The organism is Desulfofundulus luciae (assembly GCF_030813795.1).
Lineage (GTDB): Bacteria > Bacillota > Desulfotomaculia > Desulfotomaculales > Desulfovirgulaceae > Desulfofundulus > Desulfofundulus luciae.
The window spans coordinates 24,264-40,412 of sequence record NZ_JAUSUX010000011.1 but is presented as its reverse complement, the minus strand read 5'-3'; the positions used below and the strand labels follow the sequence as shown (position 1 = coordinate 40,412).

Below are 16,149 nucleotides of genomic sequence, written 5' to 3'. Positions count from 1 at the left end.
TACAACTAACTGAACTTAAACCCGGGCTTCATCACCTCCATGTGACATATCCGCCCCAAACGGGTAAGCCGTTAACAGCATACCAGGGCATCATAACCAGCACAAAGTAAAGGAGAGTTGCCACCATGATCGGTATTCCTACTCTGGCGTAGGTCTTCGTGTCAAAAGTTCCCGTCCCGTAAGCAATCACACAGGCGGTTACCTGAGTGGGAACAAGGAAGGAGAAGGTGTCAAAATTCCCCACCAGCAAAGTAAAGGCTACCGGGTTTAAGTTAAGTACCCTGGACAGGGATATCAGTATCGGCGCCAGCATGGATACCGCAGCCACATTGCTGAGCATAAATATCCTGACAAATGCGGTGAGCACGATGAAACCGACCACGATAACCAGGAAATGCTGTCCTTTAAAGTACATTCCTGCATACCCGGCAATCCACTCCGAAAGACCCGTAGCACTGATTGCGCTGGCCAAAGATAGTGCTCCGGCCAACAAAAGCCACGTTCCCCAAATGGTTTTGTTCTGTAACGTTTTCCATGGAGTGGGCAGCAACCCGGGAATAAAGAAAATTCCCAGGGCAATTAGGGTGGCCAGGCCTGTCTTTATCTTGTGCTGTGGTTCTGTGATCCAGAGCAGAACCGCAACAGCAAAGATTGCCAGTACAAGCCATTCTATAAAGCTCATTTTACCCATGTTTTTCTTCTCACACTGAATGAAATCAGTTCCGCCGGGAACTGAAATTCCGCCCACATTCAGCTGCTTCCTTATGATCAGAAACATAACAGGGAGCAGGCCTATAACCGGCCAGTGCAACCAGAACCACCTGGCATAATTTAACTGATACCCCAGCTCTTTTTCGAACAGACCGGCCATTATCACGTTGGGCATGTGGGCAGTGAGAAGCAGAATTCCACCAACCATGGGGAAATAACACAGGCCCGTTATAGCCAGTGCTCCCCTGGCCCTCCTGCCTTCAGGGGTTTCTTCAAACAATTCCATGATGCCCTTAACAATGGGCAGGAGTACAGCAGACCTGGAAACCGCCGCCGGGATGATCACGCTTAAAGCAATATTTACAGCCATTAATCCTTTGATCACCTGGTCAACGCGCGGCTTAACCCTGCTCAGTACGGCCAGGGCAATCCTTCTATCGAGACCGGTGCTCTGCATGATGGCAGCAAAAATGAAGGAACCCAGAACCAAAAAGGATACGTCCTGACTAAACCCCCCAAAGGCCTGGGGAATTTTTTTCTGAGCACCAGTTAACACCAAAAGGAGCGGAATGAGCAGTCCCGTCACTCCAACCGGCATTGCTTCGGTAATCCACATAATGACGGCCCAGACGGCTACCGCAGCCGCTGCCAATCCCGCAGGCTTTAACCCCGGCGGAACGGGTAAGGAAAGAATGATGAAAAAGGCGATCCACGCTGCCACAAAACCAGGAAAAGCCGTGTTTGGATCCAGTCCTGCCTTTCTGGCATTCTCGACCATAAATCCGGGTACGAACCGTATGTACCACTTCAGATCGCCATTACCCCGCATAAAGTTCCCTCCACTTTTCCAGGTGAAAATTCTTCCTTAATAGCAGTTTGCTCACCATTTTAACCTTTTCTTTTGTCGCATACTTTATTTACTTTCTTTTGGTTCATATAAAGCTTTCACCCCCCCTTTTTTTGCACAGCTTTATTCAGCAAATACTTATGGCCAATATAACAGAAACTTTTAAAACCTGCAGTTTCCTAACATACTGAAGATTTGTTATCTTGCTTACAAAAAAATAAAACCCAGCTGAAAAACTGGGCTCCTCTTTAATCTATCCACTTAAGTAATTTTGCAGGTCGAATTGTTTTGATCTCACGCCCTTTCACGGTAATGGCCCCTTCTTGTTTAAATGTGTTTAAAATGGTGGTAACAGTGGGGCGGGAAGTGCCAATCATGCATGCAATTTCCTCATGGGTGAGGCGCAGGTTGATTTCTACCAGTTCCATTTTTCCTGTTGTGTCTGTGCGTTCGGCCAGTTTAAGGAGCAGAAGAGCCAGCCGTCCTGCAACGGGCCAGGAAACAATTTCGTATATGGTGTTCTGGGCTTCCCGGATTCTCTTCCCCAGAATTTGCGCTATTTTTACCGCCAGGGCAGGTTTTGAGGTGAGGAGTTTAAGAAAGTCATCTCGTTTGAACACCAAAATATTTACATCTTCCACGGCCTCGGCAAAACAGATACGCTCCATGCCGCACAAAGCCTCGGCCAGGCCAACAAATTCTCCGGGATGACGTAAAGCCACAGTAACCCGGCGGCCGTCTCCGGCCAGGTAGTAAATTTTAATTAACCCCTTCTGAACAAAATAAACCCTGTCTGCAACTTCCCCAGAGGAAAAAATTAATTGACCCCGGGGATAATCAATGGCCGTACCGTGACCCTTTAGCTGCTCTTTTAACTGCCCATCCTCCAATCCTGCTTTTTTAACCTTCATTACCTCTCCTCCACCAGATAAATAATGTCAGTTAATTGACAATCCAACTGCCACCTACCGGACAGCAAAAACACCCTTATTTATGTCATAATGTTTACAGTCCTGATGAAGCTTTTCCCGGTGAAAGGTAGCAGTTTGCTTATTATTACATTGTAGCATTTTTTCGTGTTTTGTGTTTCAGGAAATTTTTAAGGGAGCACCAACGGTTGCTCCCTTTATTTATTACGGCCTGGGAATAATCACCACATCCTGTTCCGGTACCCCAGCACCCCGGGACACCAGTTCGGCAATGCGGGTGGCCTCCTCGGGGGAGATGCGGGCCGCCTGGACTACCACGGTGGCACCCCGGTCATCCAGACAGACGGCGGCGTCCTTGAAGCCCTTGGCCCGGATTAGATTTTCCACCTCAACTTCCCGGGCCATGCTCTGGCTGATGGCCAGCAGCCGCTCCTGGGCGGTCCTGCGGGTTTCGGCCGCGGCCTGGGGGTTGTTGATAATTTCCCGGAGCAGTTCCAGCTGCTGGCCCCTGGTGCGCTCCCGGTCCAGGCGATACTCCACAAAAAAGGCTGCGCCATCCCGGGACACATCCTTAACCTGCCGGGGTGACTCCGGCACAGTTCCCGCTGCTGTCCCCCGGGCGGCAGGCATATTATTTGCAGACACCGGTGCACCGTCATCCTGCCGTTTCATCTGCCCGGGAGCACCCTGCCAGCCCAGAACAAGCAATGTTAATCCCAGCAAACCCAGCAAGAAGGCCAGAAGGATTCGTTTCTGGATCAGGATGGTATGCATTAAATCTCTCCCCTTTCCCGCGGTAATACCAGGATTTTTTGCGGTTCAATACCCAGGGCCACCTGCACGGCCTGGAAAAGCCGGGCCTTCACCAGGGGATCCCGGGCTCCATCGGCCACCACCAGTACTCCCGCCACCCGGGCGGCAATTTCCTGTTCCACCACCGGTATCTCCCCCTGGCCGGAACGGATTAATACCAGCTGGTCGCTACCGGTATCTTCACTGGTTACCCTGGTCCCCCCCGCCTGGTCCTTTTCCTGGGTGGTTTTGCGCCCGGTGGTGGTGTTCACGGCATATTCCTCCCGGCTGGAACTGGCCAGGCGCACCGTTACCTTCACCTTACCGGCCCCCTCTACTTGTCCAAGCATTTCCCGCAGCTTTTCCTCCAGGGCTGCCTCCTGGCGGGCCATATTGGAATCATCCGGTTGTTTGGCCAGGCTTTCCTGTGGGGGATGGTTCCCTTCATTCACCGGCAGTTTTCCTTTTGCCGGAAAGCTTACACTCCCCAAAAGGAGCAGGACTACCCCCAGGGCAACCAGGCCGCCCAGTACCCCGAGCTGGCGCCGCGTCATTTTCGGAGGGAGATCCCCTTCCTCCCGGTTTCCAAGGAATTTCTTCCATGCATCCCAGATAGACACCTTCACCGACCTCCTCAAAAATAGTCGTCAGTCGTCAGTAGTCAGTCATCGGGATAGTCGGAATTCGCTAAAGCGAATTCCAAATTGAACTTGCTTGATCGATTTTCATGATTAATGGAGAGAACGAACGTTCTTATGAGTAACTCCTCAAACTAACTCACCCAGTGTACCTTAACCTGTTCAGGCGAGAGGTTATAAAAATTGGCTACCGTTTTGGCCACCTGTTCCGCGGCCCTTTCCGCTTCCGGCCCTGGTTTCAAAACCGTACCCTCATTCCCTGATAGGCCCCGCCCGCCCACATCAATGGTTACCGGGTCCACCAAAGGGTCATCCTGCCCGGCCCCCTTTTCCCGGGCACCAGGGGAGGCCGCGGCCAGTAAAAGTAGAACCTCCCGGATTTGCCCAAAACGCCTGTCCTGGGGATCACTATAAACCTCCACCTGTGCTTTTACCACCTGTACCTCCTTATTTAAACCTGCCAGGGCGGCGATCTGGCGGGAGAGGCCCTGCCGGTACTCTTCCAGGGCTTTTTGCTGGTGCCCGTCCTTTAAACGCTGCCCGGCAGCCATAATATCCGTCAAATCCGGAACTCCTGGCGGAGTACCGGTTAAAGCCGGTTCCGGCAGGTCGTGCTGCCATTCCCCCCGCACCACCCCCCCTATAGCCTGCAAAACCACCACGATAATTAACAGCCCCATAACCATTTTCACATAGCGCCGCATGTCGCCGGCCGGCAGCAGCATTTCCAGAAAAACCGCCAGAACTACGATAATAATCAGGTTCTGGACCAGGTTACGGACGACTTCCACATCATCCCTCCCCCCTAACGCAGCATGACGGTAAGGTTGCCCACCCCTACCAGGATGGCAATGGCAAAGAAAAAGAGTAAACCCACTGTGGCCACTGTGGCAAAGATGATGATTATACTGTTGCCCAGGTCGGAAAGACAGGCCACCACCTGGGAATCGTCCACCGGTTGAATCAACGCCCCGGCCAGTTTATAAATAAAAGCCAGGGAAATGAGCTTGACCAGCGGCAGGGTCATAATCATCACCACTGCCACCACACCGGCAATACCCAGGGCATTTTTAATCAGCAGGGAGGAGCTGATCACTGCCTCCAGAGCATCGGAAAACATTCCTCCCACTACCGGGATAAAGGCGTCCAGGGAAAACTTGGCCGTGCGCAAAACCACTCCATCCCCTACAGCCCCGGCCACCCCCTGGATGGCCAAAAGACCCAGGAAAACCGTCCCCATTATCCCTAAAAGCCCCACCGCTGCGCCCCGCAGCAGGCCGGCCAGACCGGAAACCTTAAAGCGGGGGGAAAGATGACTGACCAGTCCCAGCACGGCGGAAAAGAAAACCAGTGGCAGAACCACGTTCTTGATCAGGGTTCCAATAAAGGTGATGCTGACCAGAATCACGGGGTGAAAGATGGCCGCCGAAGCCACCCCGCCCAGGGCCACCAGCAGGGTGAGCAGGACGGGCATCAAGGCCTGCATAAAGGTAACCATCTTGTCCACCACTTCCCTGCTCGTTTGCACCGCCAGGGCAAAGGAGCCAATGGCAATAGTAACCAGCACCAGGTAGGTGACGGTATGGGTAAGCTGGCCGGTGGTCCCCCGGTCAAAGGCGGCGGTAAAATTTTGTAGCACCACGCATATTATGGCCAGGACGACCAGTTTGCCCAGGAGGGCGGAATTGGCCACCACCTCGCGAAACAAGTAGGAAAGGAGGCTCTTAAAGATTTCCCCGGGGCTCAAGTTAATTTCTCCACGGATTAATTTCATGACCATTTCTTTAAAGTTAAACCCGGGAACGGCTTCTTTAATTTCCGCGTCAAGGGTGTTTATGTAATCCTCCACCCCGCTGATATCTAGGGCCTTTTGCACGTGCTGGGGGGAAGAAGCAGGTTCGGATAAATCCCCTGGTAAAGCCAGGGCGGCGGCGGGAAAGAAGAGCAATGCCATGCAGAACACGCAAAACCAGAAATGGCGGAGCATCTCTTATCACCTCAGGGTACAAGTTTTAACAGGGACTGGAGCACGGCGATCATTATAGGCACCGCCAGGACAAGGATGAGAACCTTGGCCGCAAACTCAATTTTGGAAGCCACTGCTCCCTCACCGGCATCCCGGCAGATCTGGGCGCCAAAATCGGCAATATAGGCTATAGCCACAATTTTGAGGATTGTCCCCAGGTAAACCATATTTAAATTGGCCCGGGTGGAAAGCTCCTTGAGCACGTCAATTACCGCGCCAATCTTGCCCAGGACCATCATGAAGAGGATAATCCCTGCAGCAATGCTTAAAAGCATGGCCATTTCCGGTTTGTTGTGCCGGATGGTAACCGCCAGTACCGCCGCCACTATCCCCAGGCCGACAATCTGCATGATCTCCACCGGTGCCACCCCTCTAAAACAACTTGAACACCGACCTTACCTGGTCAAAGAAGCCGCCCAAAAGCTGCACCACCCAGATGAGCACAATGCCCAGACCGCCCAGGGTAGCAATAACGGCATAATCCTCCTTCCCGGAATTTTTCAGGACGTAATGGGCAACCCCGACGAGAATTCCAATGCCGATAATCTTAAAAATTAAACTGATATCATAGCCCATATGGCTCCCCCCCTTCTTTAATACAACATCAGAACCAGGGCCAACCCGCCGAGAAAGCCCAGGTAGTTCCAGAGCCTGACATAGCGGGTGGCTTCTTCTTCAGCTCGCACCATTTCCACGCCCAGTTGCTCCATGGCCAGGCGCAGGTGTTTGCTCTGGTCCTGCACGCTGGAAATACCAAGGGCCGGACCCAGCTGCCGGAGAACGGCCAGATCGGAAGGCACCAGGGCGCTGGTGGGATAAAAGGCTTTCAGGGCACTCTCCCAGGCCTCCCGCGCTGTACGGCCCGAGGGGGACAGGAGCTCTTCTCTGGCACGGTTAAACAGCAAAGCCACCCGCGGGCCCGCCCGCTCCGCCACCCGGCCCAGGGCTTCGGGCAGGGGAGTGGCGGTATAGGTGATCTCTGTTTCCAGCATCTTTAAAGCTGCCTGTAAACTGCGCAGGTCCCGCGGCCGCCGGGCATAATGCCCGGCCATGGTCATCCCTGCCCCGCCACCGGCCAGGAGGATCAGGGCACATCCAAGGATCTTCAGCATCACCTCACCCCCAGGGAACGCATGGTCTGACCATCCAGGATATCTTCCACCGTACCCACACCGCGGGAACGACCCAAAAGGACAAAGCGCTGGATTACTTTAAGCTTGAAGAGATGCTGCAGGGCCGGCCGGGCAGCCAGTTCGGCCAGGGAAGCACCATGGACAGTAACCAGTACGCGCACTCCGGCATGGAACACCTCTTCCAGGGCGGCGATATCCTCGTCTCTCCCGATCTCGTCGGTGGCAATCACCTGGGGAGCCATGGAACGCAGCAACATGATCATACCCTCGGCCTTGGGGCAACCGTCCAGAACATCAGTACGCACCCCCACGTCCCGCTGCGGCACCCCCCGGTAGCAGCCGGCAAGCTCGGAACGCTCGTCAACCACCCCTACGGTCAGGCCGGGCAGGTCCAGCTCCGGCGCACCGTTGCTGAGCTGGCGGATGATATCCCGCAGCAGGGTGGTCTTCCCGCAGCGGGGTGGGGAAAAGATCAGCGTGTGATAAATGCTTTTCAGCCGACGGTCAATGAGGTGCGGCAGGAGGGGGGTGGCCAGCCCCGGCACTTCCCGGGAAATACGGATGTTCAGGGAACTGATGTACTTTAAGGTTTTCACCCGCCCCCCTTCCATGACCGCCCGCCCGGTCAGGCCGACCCTGTGCCCGCCGGGAAGGGTGATGTACCCGTTGCGCAATTCCTCTTCCAGGGCATAAAGGGATGAACCGGTAACGAGCTGGAGGGTACGTTCCAGGTCGCCGGCGCTGACCCGGTAGGCCTGTTCCGGGCTGCTCACCAGGTTTCCCTCCGGGCTGAGGAAGGCATCCTTGTGGACCAGTCCCAGGGCCAGGGGCCGCTCCTGGCGCAGGCGAATTTCCTCCAGCCGTTCCAGGACTTCCAGGGGCAGCCCGGCAATCAGGTTGCGCAGTTGAACCGGCAGCACCGGCAACACTTCTTCCACGGGATGGCTTTTGCTGGATTTGACCGGTCGAAGCAAAGGCGCAGTGGCCATGGTTTGTCCCTCCTTCTTCAGTCCATAGATATTTGAAAAGACAAGTTTTTATACCCCAAAAAATTGTCAAAAAAAAGAACCCTCCACTTTATGTGAAGGGTCCAAAAAAGCCAGGTTTTATTCCAGCTCGTAGGGCCAGCCCTGCAGGCCGCCCTCCAGGAATTTTACGTCTTTGAAGCCGGCCCCGCTTAAAGTGCGCATGGCTTCATAGGCCCGCACGCCCAGGGCGCAAAGGGTAACGATCTCCTTGTCCCGGGGAATTTCGTCAATGCGGCGGCGCAGGTCGCCCAGGGTCACCAGCATCACCCGGTCGTCTTCAATGTGCCGGTAGTTGAACTGTTCCGGGGTGCGCACATCCAGCAGGATAAAATCGTCGCCCCGCTCCAGCTTTTCCTTGAGCTCCCGGGCGGTGATGGTCCTGGCCAGGCCGTCCACTTTATTACGCACAATGTTGGCCCCGTGCTGAATCGCATCGATGGGGGTGCTGAAGGGCGGGGCATAACCGAGATCCACATCAAACAGGTCGTCAGCCGTAGCCCCGAAGTGCAAAGCCGTAGCCACCACGTCAATGCGTTTAATGGCGTCACCGCCACCGATGGCCTGGGCGCCCAATAGTTTGCGGCTCTTTTTATCCACTACCAGTTTAATGAGCAGGTTGTCGTGACCGGGGTAGTAATGGGTGCGGTCATGGGTGGCGTTGATGGCAGTAATCACATCGTAGCCCAGTTCCCGGGCCTGCTGCTCGCCCAGCCCGGTACGGCCCACGTTCCAGCCCAGAACTTTCAGCACCGACGTACCCAGCACCCCCTTGAACTTGCTCTTCCGGCCGGCCACGTTGTCCCCCGCCACCCGGCCCTGGCGGTTGGCCGTGGAAGCCAGGGGAATATACACCTTGCGCCCGGAAACCATGTGCAGGTTTTCCACGCAGTCTCCCACGGCGTAGATGTCCGGGTCGCTGGTCTGGAGGTATTCGTTTACCGCAATAGCTCCCGTCTCGCCAATGGTGAGGCCGGCGGCCCGGGCCAGCTCCACATTGGGCCTTACTCCCACGGCCACAATAACCATCTGGGCATCCAGGGCACCGCCGTCGGTCACCACCCGGGAAACCCGGCCCTCTTCATCTCCCTCCAGGCGCAAGACCTTCTTGCCCAGGTGGAATTCCACGCCTTCCTCTTCCAGGCGATAGGCCAGTACCGCCGCCAGGTCGGGATCGAGCACCCCGGGCAAAATCTGCTCCTTGAGTTCTACCACCGAAACAAAGATCTTCCGCTTGAGCAGGGCCTCCATTGCCTCCATACCAATCAGGCCCGCCCCCACAATTACCGCCTCACTGACCCCTTCCAACGTCTCCACAATCTGCCGGGCGTCATCGGGGTGATTGAGCCGGTGGACGCCCTTTAAATCCAGGCCGGGTATGGGGGGAACTACCGGGCTGGATCCCGTGGCCAGCACCAGCTTGTCATAGGGGATGGTGCAGGTTTCCCCGGTATCCAGGTTGGTCACCGTCACTTCCTTCTTCTGCCGGTCAATAGCCCTGGCCTCGGTACGGGTGAGCACTTTTACCCCTTTTTCGTTCATAAAATAGTGCTCGTCCCGGATTACCCCATATGATGTACTGAATAACTGGTCAAAGTCCTTAATTTGACCACCGACATAAAAGGGCATACCGCATCCGGCATAGGAAATAAGGCGGCCCCGTTCAATAATGGTGATCTCGGCATCCGGCATGAGCCGCCGGGCCCGGGCCGCCACCTTGGGGCCTGCCGCCACACCACCGATAATGACAATTTTGCTCATGGTGTCATCCGCCTCCCTTGAAATCTCTGGCCTATTGTAAACCCGCCTTCAGCCGGAAGTCAAGGGGTATGTCGTTTGAGTTATCCCCACTTTCCAACTACCCTGTTTTGGCTCCCGCTCGCTCCGGTGACCCAGCACTCACCGGATCCATATACCTGCCCGGAGATTGAAAGCCTATATTAGGCAGCAATCATCCTATCAAAGAACTCCGGTTACAGTGAGTGCTGGGGGGCCAAACTAGTGCTCGGCTCAAGTCACTCGCTACCGAGCCAAAACAGGGGCTTTAAAAAACTGGGGATACTTCAGGCATGTCGTTCTCAGCTACCCTTAAATAGAAAAGGTTTCGGCATCACCGAAACCTTCAGAGGTCATCCTCATGCTCCACCTGCGTGCGCCCTTCAATCAGCTCGGGCTCATCGGCAGAGGCATAGGTGTCGTCATTAACGAAGACTACCTCATCGCAATTGGGACAGGTTACTTCAATTACGTCCTCGTCATCGACAATGTCCCGGTCAAAGCAAACGATTTCACCGCAGCGCGGGCATTCCACTTCCATGTAATCGTCATCGTCCATGCCCGGTCGGCCGTCGTAAATCTCGTCTTCCAGGGAGTAAAGGTCCTCGTCAATGCTTTCCAGGTAGTCCTCAAGCTGTTCCTGGGCCTCCTGCAGTTCGTTAAAGGAACTGGCAAAGTCACCGAGAACGTCGATGATGCTTGAAAGCAACCGGCCTTCCTTACTTTCCTTTTCAAGGTCCATACCCGCGGAAAGGCCCTGCAGGTAAGCCACCCTGGATTTCAGGTCTTCCATTACAAAACCCCCTTTGGTTTGATGAGTACCCAACTGGACTGTTATAGTATTGCTCTTTTCCGGGGGTTTTAAACATATATTTCCTGGGGAACGGTTTTGCTGAACATTCACGCCCGCTTGATATATTGACCGGTACGGGTGTCGATTTGCAAAACATCCCCCACTTCGATAAAGAAGGGAACCTGGACGACATATCCGGTTTCCAGGGTGGCCGGTTTGGAGCCTCCGGAGGCGGTGTCTCCCTTGATGCCCGGGGGCGTGTCCACCACTTTCAGCTCCACAAAGTTGGGTAAATCCACGCCAATTGACTTACCCTGGAACATGAGGAGGTTGATGGTCATGTTTTCCTTCAGGAAGTTAACCGCGTCTCCAAGCTGTTCCCTGGTCAGGGAAAACTGGTCAAAGGTTTCCATATCCATAAAGTTGTAGCTGGTCCCGTCATTGTAAAGGTACTGGACTTCCCGCCGCTCCACGTGGGCCCGGGGTATTTTTTCGCCGGCGTTGAACGTCTTTTCAATTACCGCCCCGGTGCGCAGGTTTTTGAGCTTTGACCGGACGAATGCCGCCCCTTTCCCCGGTTTGACGTGCTGGAACTCAATCACCTGGTACACTTCGCCGTCCAGGTCAATGGTTAATCCGGTTCGGAAGTCGTTGGTGGAAATCACCTTTAGCCAAACCTCCTTTAAAATATTTCATTACACGGGAACAACGGGCAGCGGGTCCTTCGGGGCGCGGGTGAGGATACGGCACCCCTGTTCCTCCACCACCACCATATCCTCAATCCGTACGCCGCCCCAGCCGGGAAGGTAAATGCCCGGTTCCACGGTGATGACCATGCCCGGCTGAAGAACAGTTTCATTCTTTTTAGAAACGGAAGGATCTTCGTGTACCGCCAGGCCCACGCCGTGGCCGGTGCTGTGGCCGAAGTTTTCCCCGTAACCGGCGGAGGCAATCACTTCCCGGGCCGCCCGGTCAACCTCACAGGCCTTCACACCGGCCCGTACGGCTGCCAGAGCGGCCCGCTGGGCGGCCAGCACCAGGTCGTAGATTTCTTTCTGGCGGGGATGGGGCGAACCCACCACCACCGTACGGGTGAGATCGGAATTATAGCCCCGGTACAGGCAGCCGAAGTCCATGGTGACCAGATCTCCCTCGCAAATGACGCGGTGGGAAGCCACACCATGGGGCAAAGCTCCCCGGGGGCCGGAAGCTACAATAGTATCAAAGGCGTTTTTACGGGCACCCAGTCGGCGCATAAAACATTCCAGTTCCACGGCCACATCCCATTCGGTAACCCCGGGTTTCAGGTAGTCAAGGATATGCTCAAAAGCCCGGTCGGCCAGAGCCACCGCCCGGGACAGAAGTTCAATTTCCCCCGGGTCCTTGACCTGCCTTAATTCCTCGACCAGACCGTAGAGGGGGGTGACCGGGATTTTTTCCAGCTTTTCCTGGAGGGTGACTACCTGCTTATAAGTAAGGAAATCTCCTTCACAGCCCAGCCGGCTAACCCCCCACTGGGGCAGTTTTTCAGCCAGTGCATCATATAGGGATTCCTTGAACCCTACCACCTGACAAAGGGAGCATTGTTCCCGCGCCTGCTCAAAATAACGGAAATCGGCCATAAAATAAACCTGCCGGGGAGTAACCACCAGGGCACCGGCGGAACCGGTAAAGCCGCTCAAGTAAAACCGGTTTTCCGGGCGCATCACCAAAAAGGCGTCCACCTTCTCTTGAGCAAGCCTGGCCAGCAGACGTTCAATCCTACCCTGCACGTCCAGGCCCCCTGCTTCGTGCCAGCTCCACCGCAGCCCTGAGGGCCAGCCGGTAACCGAGCACACCCAGGCCGCTGATTTGACCGGCGGCTACCGGAGCAATTACTGAATGGTGGCGGAATTCTTCCCGGGCATAGATATTGGAAAGATGCACTTCGATTACCGGCAAACCAACGGCGGCCACCGCATCCCTTAAGGCGATGCTGTAATGGGTATAGGCACCGGGGTTGAAAACCACCGCATCCTCTTTACCCACTGCCCGGTGGAGCCTGTCCACCAGTTCACCTTCGTGATTGGACTGGTAAAAGGTTACCTCCACCCCCAGTTCCCCGGCCAGCTGTTCAAGGGAAGCATTGATCTCGTCCAGGGTAAAGGCGCCGTAAACCTGGGGTTCCCGGCGCCCTAATAAATTTAGATTGGGACCGTTTAGAACCAGTATTTTCACCCGGAACACCGTCCTGCCAGAAGAGGATCGCAAAAAAAATTTTACCATAACCCAGAATAATTGCAAAGCCTGTTGTTAATGGCCGCTGATGGACATTCCGGCCACCCTGATGGCCGGTGCCCCCCGCCCCCCAAAAAAGGTCAGATTACTGGCCACGCCATCCACCTGCTTGAGTAAATCAAGAAGATTGCCGGCTATGGCTACGCCCCGTACAGGACGGGTAAGCTGCCCGTTTTCAATTAAAATCCCCGCCGCGCCTACGGAAAAATCGCCGGAAATGGGGTTGGCCGTGTGCATTCCTAATACTTCGGTTACATACAGTCCCTGTTGCGTGTCACGGATGAGGTCCTCCGGGGAAATGGTTCCCGGCTGGATAAAGAAATTGGTCGTCCCCACTTCCGGGGGGCTTTTAAAGGAGCCGCGCACCCCGTTGCCGGTTGATTTGACGCCGTCTCTGGCGGCAGTGTAAGTATTATGCAGAAAGCCGCGCAAAATTCCGCCTTCAATCAAGACCGTACGGCCTGTGGGCACGCCTTCGCCGTCAAAAGGAGCGGAAGCAATACCCCCGGCCAGGGCGCCGTCGTCAATGATGTTCACCAGCGGGGAGGCCACCTCCTGCCCCACCTTACCGGCAAAGGGCGACCGGTTCTTCTGCACGGCTTCAGCCGTAAGACCCGGTCCCAGCAGGCCCAGAAAGCCCGTGACCACATAGGGTTCCAGGATTACCGCCGCCCGCCGGGTGGTCACCGGTTTGGCCCCGAGCATGCGTACGGCGCGCTCCGCGGCTTCCCGCCCTACTTTAACGGGATTCAACTGATCATACTGCAGGCGGTAATCCATGGCAAAGCCCGTCTGGCTGTCGTTGTTTTCTTCAGCCACCAGCGACATATAAAGGCCGCAGTAAGCGCTCCGGTAAGTGGCCTTAATTCCCCGGCTGTTGACCAGGGTAACCTCTACTTCAGCGTCATGGTAGGCGGCACTTTCAATAATTTTAACCCGGGGATCAAAATCCCGGGCCGCCCTCTCCATGGCCCGGGCCAGCTCGATTTTTTCTTCCACGGTGGCCTTCCGGATGGCCGGGTCATAGAGGTCCAGTTCCGGGTAGGCGGAAGCTGGTTCTGGCAGCACCCGGTAAGGATCGGGGGCCGCGCTGGCAGCATTGCTCACAGCCTGGCGGACAATGTCATCGACGGCCGTTTTGACAAGGTCGGTCGTAAAGGCAAATCCGACACTGTTGCCGACCATTACCCGCAGGCCCAGACCACGATCCTGCGCCAGTTTCATGGTTTCTACCTGTCCGTCCCGTACTTCAACGACCAGTTCCTTGCCGGCATTCAGGTAGGCTTCAACCTGGCCGGCCCCAAGGCTGGCGGCCCGCTGCAGGGCAAACCGGGCAATTTCCAAAAAGTCGGCCAACGCAAATCCCACTCCTTTCCACGTCAACATAAGTATTATTCAATAACCGCCAGCCTATTCCTTTAGAGCCCGACAAAAAAACTGCCTGCCGGCAGCTAGTGTACATAAAGATTGGTGGTAAGAGCAAATATACCTCTTGGGGATACCGGGGCAAGTTCCTGTACTGAAGCTTCCACTATGGTGGTGGGGTCCAGCATGGCCAGAATGGCCACCCGTTCTCCGGTGCTCTGTTTGGTGTAAAAACCCAGAATGCAAAACTGCATATCTTCCCCACATACCTTGCGGGTCACAATATCACCAATTTTCATGCAGCCTACCCCCTGGATAAGGCCTAAAATAAGTGTTCAGGCAACCCCTTAAGGAACGGCGTTGTCCCGCTCACTCATATGCTCCGCGCCGACAGCACCGCGGCTCGCTTCGGGCCGGCTCTGGCTCTCTGCGGATTGCCCGCCACTAATCATTCTTCGTTGTTACATCCTGACTTAATATGTTTTCGGAGTCATCTTCCGAACAGTTTATCATGCGTCCTCGAGAGCCGAGCCGGCAGCCTCGCTTCACCGGGTGCTGTTACCGGCGCTCCGCAAAATCGTTCGCTCTGGACAACGCCGTTCCTTTGCAGTTAACGGCGGTTTTACTGAACTTTTACGGCCTAAAGTAAGCATACTCCCTATTCTTTTGTTACCATATGCCGCTGTTTAAAGAGGTGTGTATTCCTTTTCTTGAATAAGACGGTGGAAAGAGGAACAAAATAGAAATAAGCCCTGCCAGTAATCAGGAAAGGAGTGTTAAAATTGGATATTCGCCAGGTAAGCACGGACTGGGATAACTGGAAACGTTTTCTCGGCCAGGCGGTGGAATTTGCGGAGGAGCTGGGCATTTCCCGGGAGCGCATTGTAAATCTGGCCCAGCAGGCCGGTCAGGTGCTGGCCGATCACGTACCCCCGGCCAACCCGGAACAAAAAGTGCTGAAAGAGTTATGGCAGGTGGCCGACCAGCAGGAAAAACAGGTCATCGCCAACCTGATGACCAGGCTGGTTTCGGAGCGGCCGGGAAATTATACCGCGTTTTAAGAACAATTCAAGCGGAAAGATAAAACGTTAAAAGGCGGGGTCCGGCAGTGGACCCTGCCTTTTGTTAAATCAAACCCAATTCTTTCAAACAGTCAATAACTGAAGGAAGAGGATCCTGCCACAGCCAGTTCACCTGCAGCCAGAAGCCGGGGATGACCTCCGAACGATAGATCCCCTCTTCGTTTGGATGAATTGTGCGGTAGCGCCCTTCTTCAGCCAGCCTGTAAAATTCCGCCTGCCGCCTGTCCGGGTCAATAAGCCAGTATTCTTTAACACCTGCAGCCTCATATTCCACATACTTTTCCCCCCGGTCCCGGGCCAGGCTTTCCGGAGAGGTTATTTCAACTATCAGATCGGGAGGCTCGTCCATGTACGTTTCCTTTAAAAAGGGCAGCTTTTCGTTGCTCACATAGAGTATATCCGGCTCCCGGACCCGGCGCAGCATTTCTGGCAGGCGCACCAAAAAGGGGGCAGACAATACTTCACCGAGGCTATGCTTACTGACAAATACCTCCAGCAAGAACAGGAGAAATTTATATATCCTCTGGTGTTTTCTGGCTGCCGGCGTCAATACAACGACCTCCCCATCCACCCACTCCGCCCGGGTATCTTCATCGCACCAGGCCAAAAACTCCTCAAAGGTGATTTTGCCTTCCGGCAGGGGCCTGGTTTCATAAACCGCTGCCGTTTCTTTTAGGCGGCTCATCATTGTCTCCCCCCTTAGCTGGCCCATTATACTCTCCCTTAACTTTCGCTTGAAACCACCGGCAGTTTAA

General features: G+C 55.0%; 19 protein-coding genes. 1 reads left to right on the top strand and 18 read right to left on the bottom strand.

Going from position 1 to position 16,149, the window contains the following annotated elements; all coding sequences use genetic code 11:
• Nucleotides 1-31: 31 nt before the first annotated feature.
• The 17 genes from J2Z49_RS08120 to J2Z49_RS08040 form a co-directional block, all read right to left on the bottom strand.
• Complete coding sequence (locus J2Z49_RS08120) at nucleotides 32-1,540, bottom strand: SLC13 family permease (protein ID WP_307401864.1); 1,509 nt, start codon at nucleotides 1,538-1,540, stop codon at nucleotides 32-34.
• A 266-nt stretch (nucleotides 1,541-1,806) separates the two neighbouring features.
• The gene (locus tag J2Z49_RS08115; RefSeq protein WP_307401862.1) at nucleotides 1,807-2,469 is read right to left on the bottom strand and encodes a Crp/Fnr family transcriptional regulator; all 663 of its coding nucleotides are present in this window, start codon (nucleotides 2,467-2,469) and stop codon (nucleotides 1,807-1,809) included.
• A gap of 222 nt (nucleotides 2,470-2,691) precedes the next feature.
• On the bottom strand, nucleotides 2,692-3,261 hold the full coding sequence (locus tag J2Z49_RS08110) for a SpoIIIAH-like family protein (RefSeq protein ID WP_307401860.1): 570 nt from the start codon (nucleotides 3,259-3,261) through the stop codon (nucleotides 2,692-2,694).
• Nucleotides 3,261-3,899 (bottom strand): hypothetical protein, encoded by a 639-nt coding sequence (locus J2Z49_RS08105; RefSeq protein ID WP_307401858.1) that lies wholly within the window; start codon nucleotides 3,897-3,899, stop codon nucleotides 3,261-3,263. Before J2Z49_RS08105 ends, J2Z49_RS08110 begins: the two co-directional genes overlap by 1 nt.
• Before the next feature lie 152 nt (nucleotides 3,900-4,051).
• Nucleotides 4,052-4,708 (bottom strand): stage III sporulation protein AF, encoded by a 657-nt coding sequence (gene spoIIIAF, locus J2Z49_RS08100; RefSeq protein ID WP_307401855.1) that lies wholly within the window; start codon nucleotides 4,706-4,708, stop codon nucleotides 4,052-4,054.
• Nucleotides 4,709-4,722: 14 nt separating this feature from the next.
• Nucleotides 4,723-5,904: a stage III sporulation protein AE gene (gene spoIIIAE, locus J2Z49_RS08095; protein ID WP_307401852.1), complete on the bottom strand. Its 1,182-nt coding sequence runs from the start codon at nucleotides 5,902-5,904 to the stop codon at nucleotides 4,723-4,725.
• 11 nt (nucleotides 5,905-5,915) lie between these two features.
• Nucleotides 5,916-6,302, bottom strand: a complete 387-nt coding sequence (spoIIIAD, locus tag J2Z49_RS08090) for a stage III sporulation protein AD (protein WP_307401850.1) — start codon at nucleotides 6,300-6,302, stop codon at nucleotides 5,916-5,918.
• 13 nt (nucleotides 6,303-6,315) lie between these two features.
• Nucleotides 6,316-6,519 carry a stage III sporulation protein AC gene (spoIIIAC, locus tag J2Z49_RS08085; protein ID WP_013823032.1) on the bottom strand — a complete coding sequence of 68 codons (204 nt, stop codon included), beginning with the start codon at nucleotides 6,517-6,519 and terminating at the stop codon, nucleotides 6,316-6,318.
• 17 nt (nucleotides 6,520-6,536) lie between these two features.
• Nucleotides 6,537-7,055 (bottom strand): stage III sporulation protein SpoIIIAB, encoded by a 519-nt coding sequence (gene spoIIIAB / locus J2Z49_RS08080; RefSeq protein ID WP_307401847.1) that lies wholly within the window; start codon nucleotides 7,053-7,055, stop codon nucleotides 6,537-6,539.
• Complete coding sequence (gene spoIIIAA / locus J2Z49_RS08075; RefSeq protein ID WP_307401845.1) at nucleotides 7,055-8,065, bottom strand: stage III sporulation protein AA; 1,011 nt, start codon at nucleotides 8,063-8,065, stop codon at nucleotides 7,055-7,057. Before spoIIIAA ends, spoIIIAB begins: the two co-directional genes overlap by 1 nt.
• Before the next feature lie 117 nt (nucleotides 8,066-8,182).
• Nucleotides 8,183-9,862, bottom strand: coding sequence for an FAD-dependent oxidoreductase (locus J2Z49_RS08070; protein WP_307401842.1), 1,680 nt, complete (start codon nucleotides 9,860-9,862; stop codon nucleotides 8,183-8,185).
• Between the two features lie 361 nt (nucleotides 9,863-10,223).
• A complete protein-coding gene (locus J2Z49_RS08065) occupies nucleotides 10,224-10,670 on the bottom strand; it encodes a CD1247 N-terminal domain-containing protein (RefSeq protein ID WP_307401839.1) in 447 nt (148 codons plus the stop codon).
• 107 nt (nucleotides 10,671-10,777) lie between these two features.
• On the bottom strand, nucleotides 10,778-11,335 hold the full coding sequence (efp, locus tag J2Z49_RS08060) for an elongation factor P (RefSeq protein WP_307401835.1): 558 nt from the start codon (nucleotides 11,333-11,335) through the stop codon (nucleotides 10,778-10,780).
• A 30-nt stretch (nucleotides 11,336-11,365) separates the two neighbouring features.
• Nucleotides 11,366-12,448, bottom strand: coding sequence for a M24 family metallopeptidase (locus tag J2Z49_RS08055; RefSeq protein WP_307402061.1), 1,083 nt, complete (start codon nucleotides 12,446-12,448; stop codon nucleotides 11,366-11,368).
• Nucleotides 12,432-12,887, bottom strand: a complete 456-nt coding sequence (aroQ, locus tag J2Z49_RS08050) for a type II 3-dehydroquinate dehydratase (RefSeq protein ID WP_307402057.1) — start codon at nucleotides 12,885-12,887, stop codon at nucleotides 12,432-12,434. Before aroQ ends, J2Z49_RS08055 begins: the two co-directional genes overlap by 17 nt.
• Before the next feature lie 75 nt (nucleotides 12,888-12,962).
• Nucleotides 12,963-14,333, bottom strand: a complete 1,371-nt coding sequence (locus tag J2Z49_RS08045; protein WP_307401832.1) for a TldD/PmbA family protein — start codon at nucleotides 14,331-14,333, stop codon at nucleotides 12,963-12,965.
• 65 nt (nucleotides 14,334-14,398) lie between these two features.
• Entirely contained in the window at nucleotides 14,399-14,611 is a 213-nt protein-coding gene (locus tag J2Z49_RS08040; RefSeq protein WP_013823041.1) for a hypothetical protein, read from the bottom strand.
• Between the two features lie 483 nt (nucleotides 14,612-15,094).
• On the opposite strand from J2Z49_RS08040, the gene J2Z49_RS08035 reads away from it, so the two are divergent.
• Nucleotides 15,095-15,373 (top strand): DUF3243 domain-containing protein, encoded by a 279-nt coding sequence (locus J2Z49_RS08035; RefSeq protein WP_013823042.1) that lies wholly within the window; start codon nucleotides 15,095-15,097, stop codon nucleotides 15,371-15,373.
• A gap of 64 nt (nucleotides 15,374-15,437) precedes the next feature.
• Here J2Z49_RS08035 and J2Z49_RS08030 read toward each other — a convergent pair whose 3' ends face one another.
• Entirely contained in the window at nucleotides 15,438-16,082 is a 645-nt protein-coding gene (locus J2Z49_RS08030; protein ID WP_307401825.1) for a Uma2 family endonuclease, read from the bottom strand.
• Nucleotides 16,083-16,149: the final 67 nt, after the last annotated feature.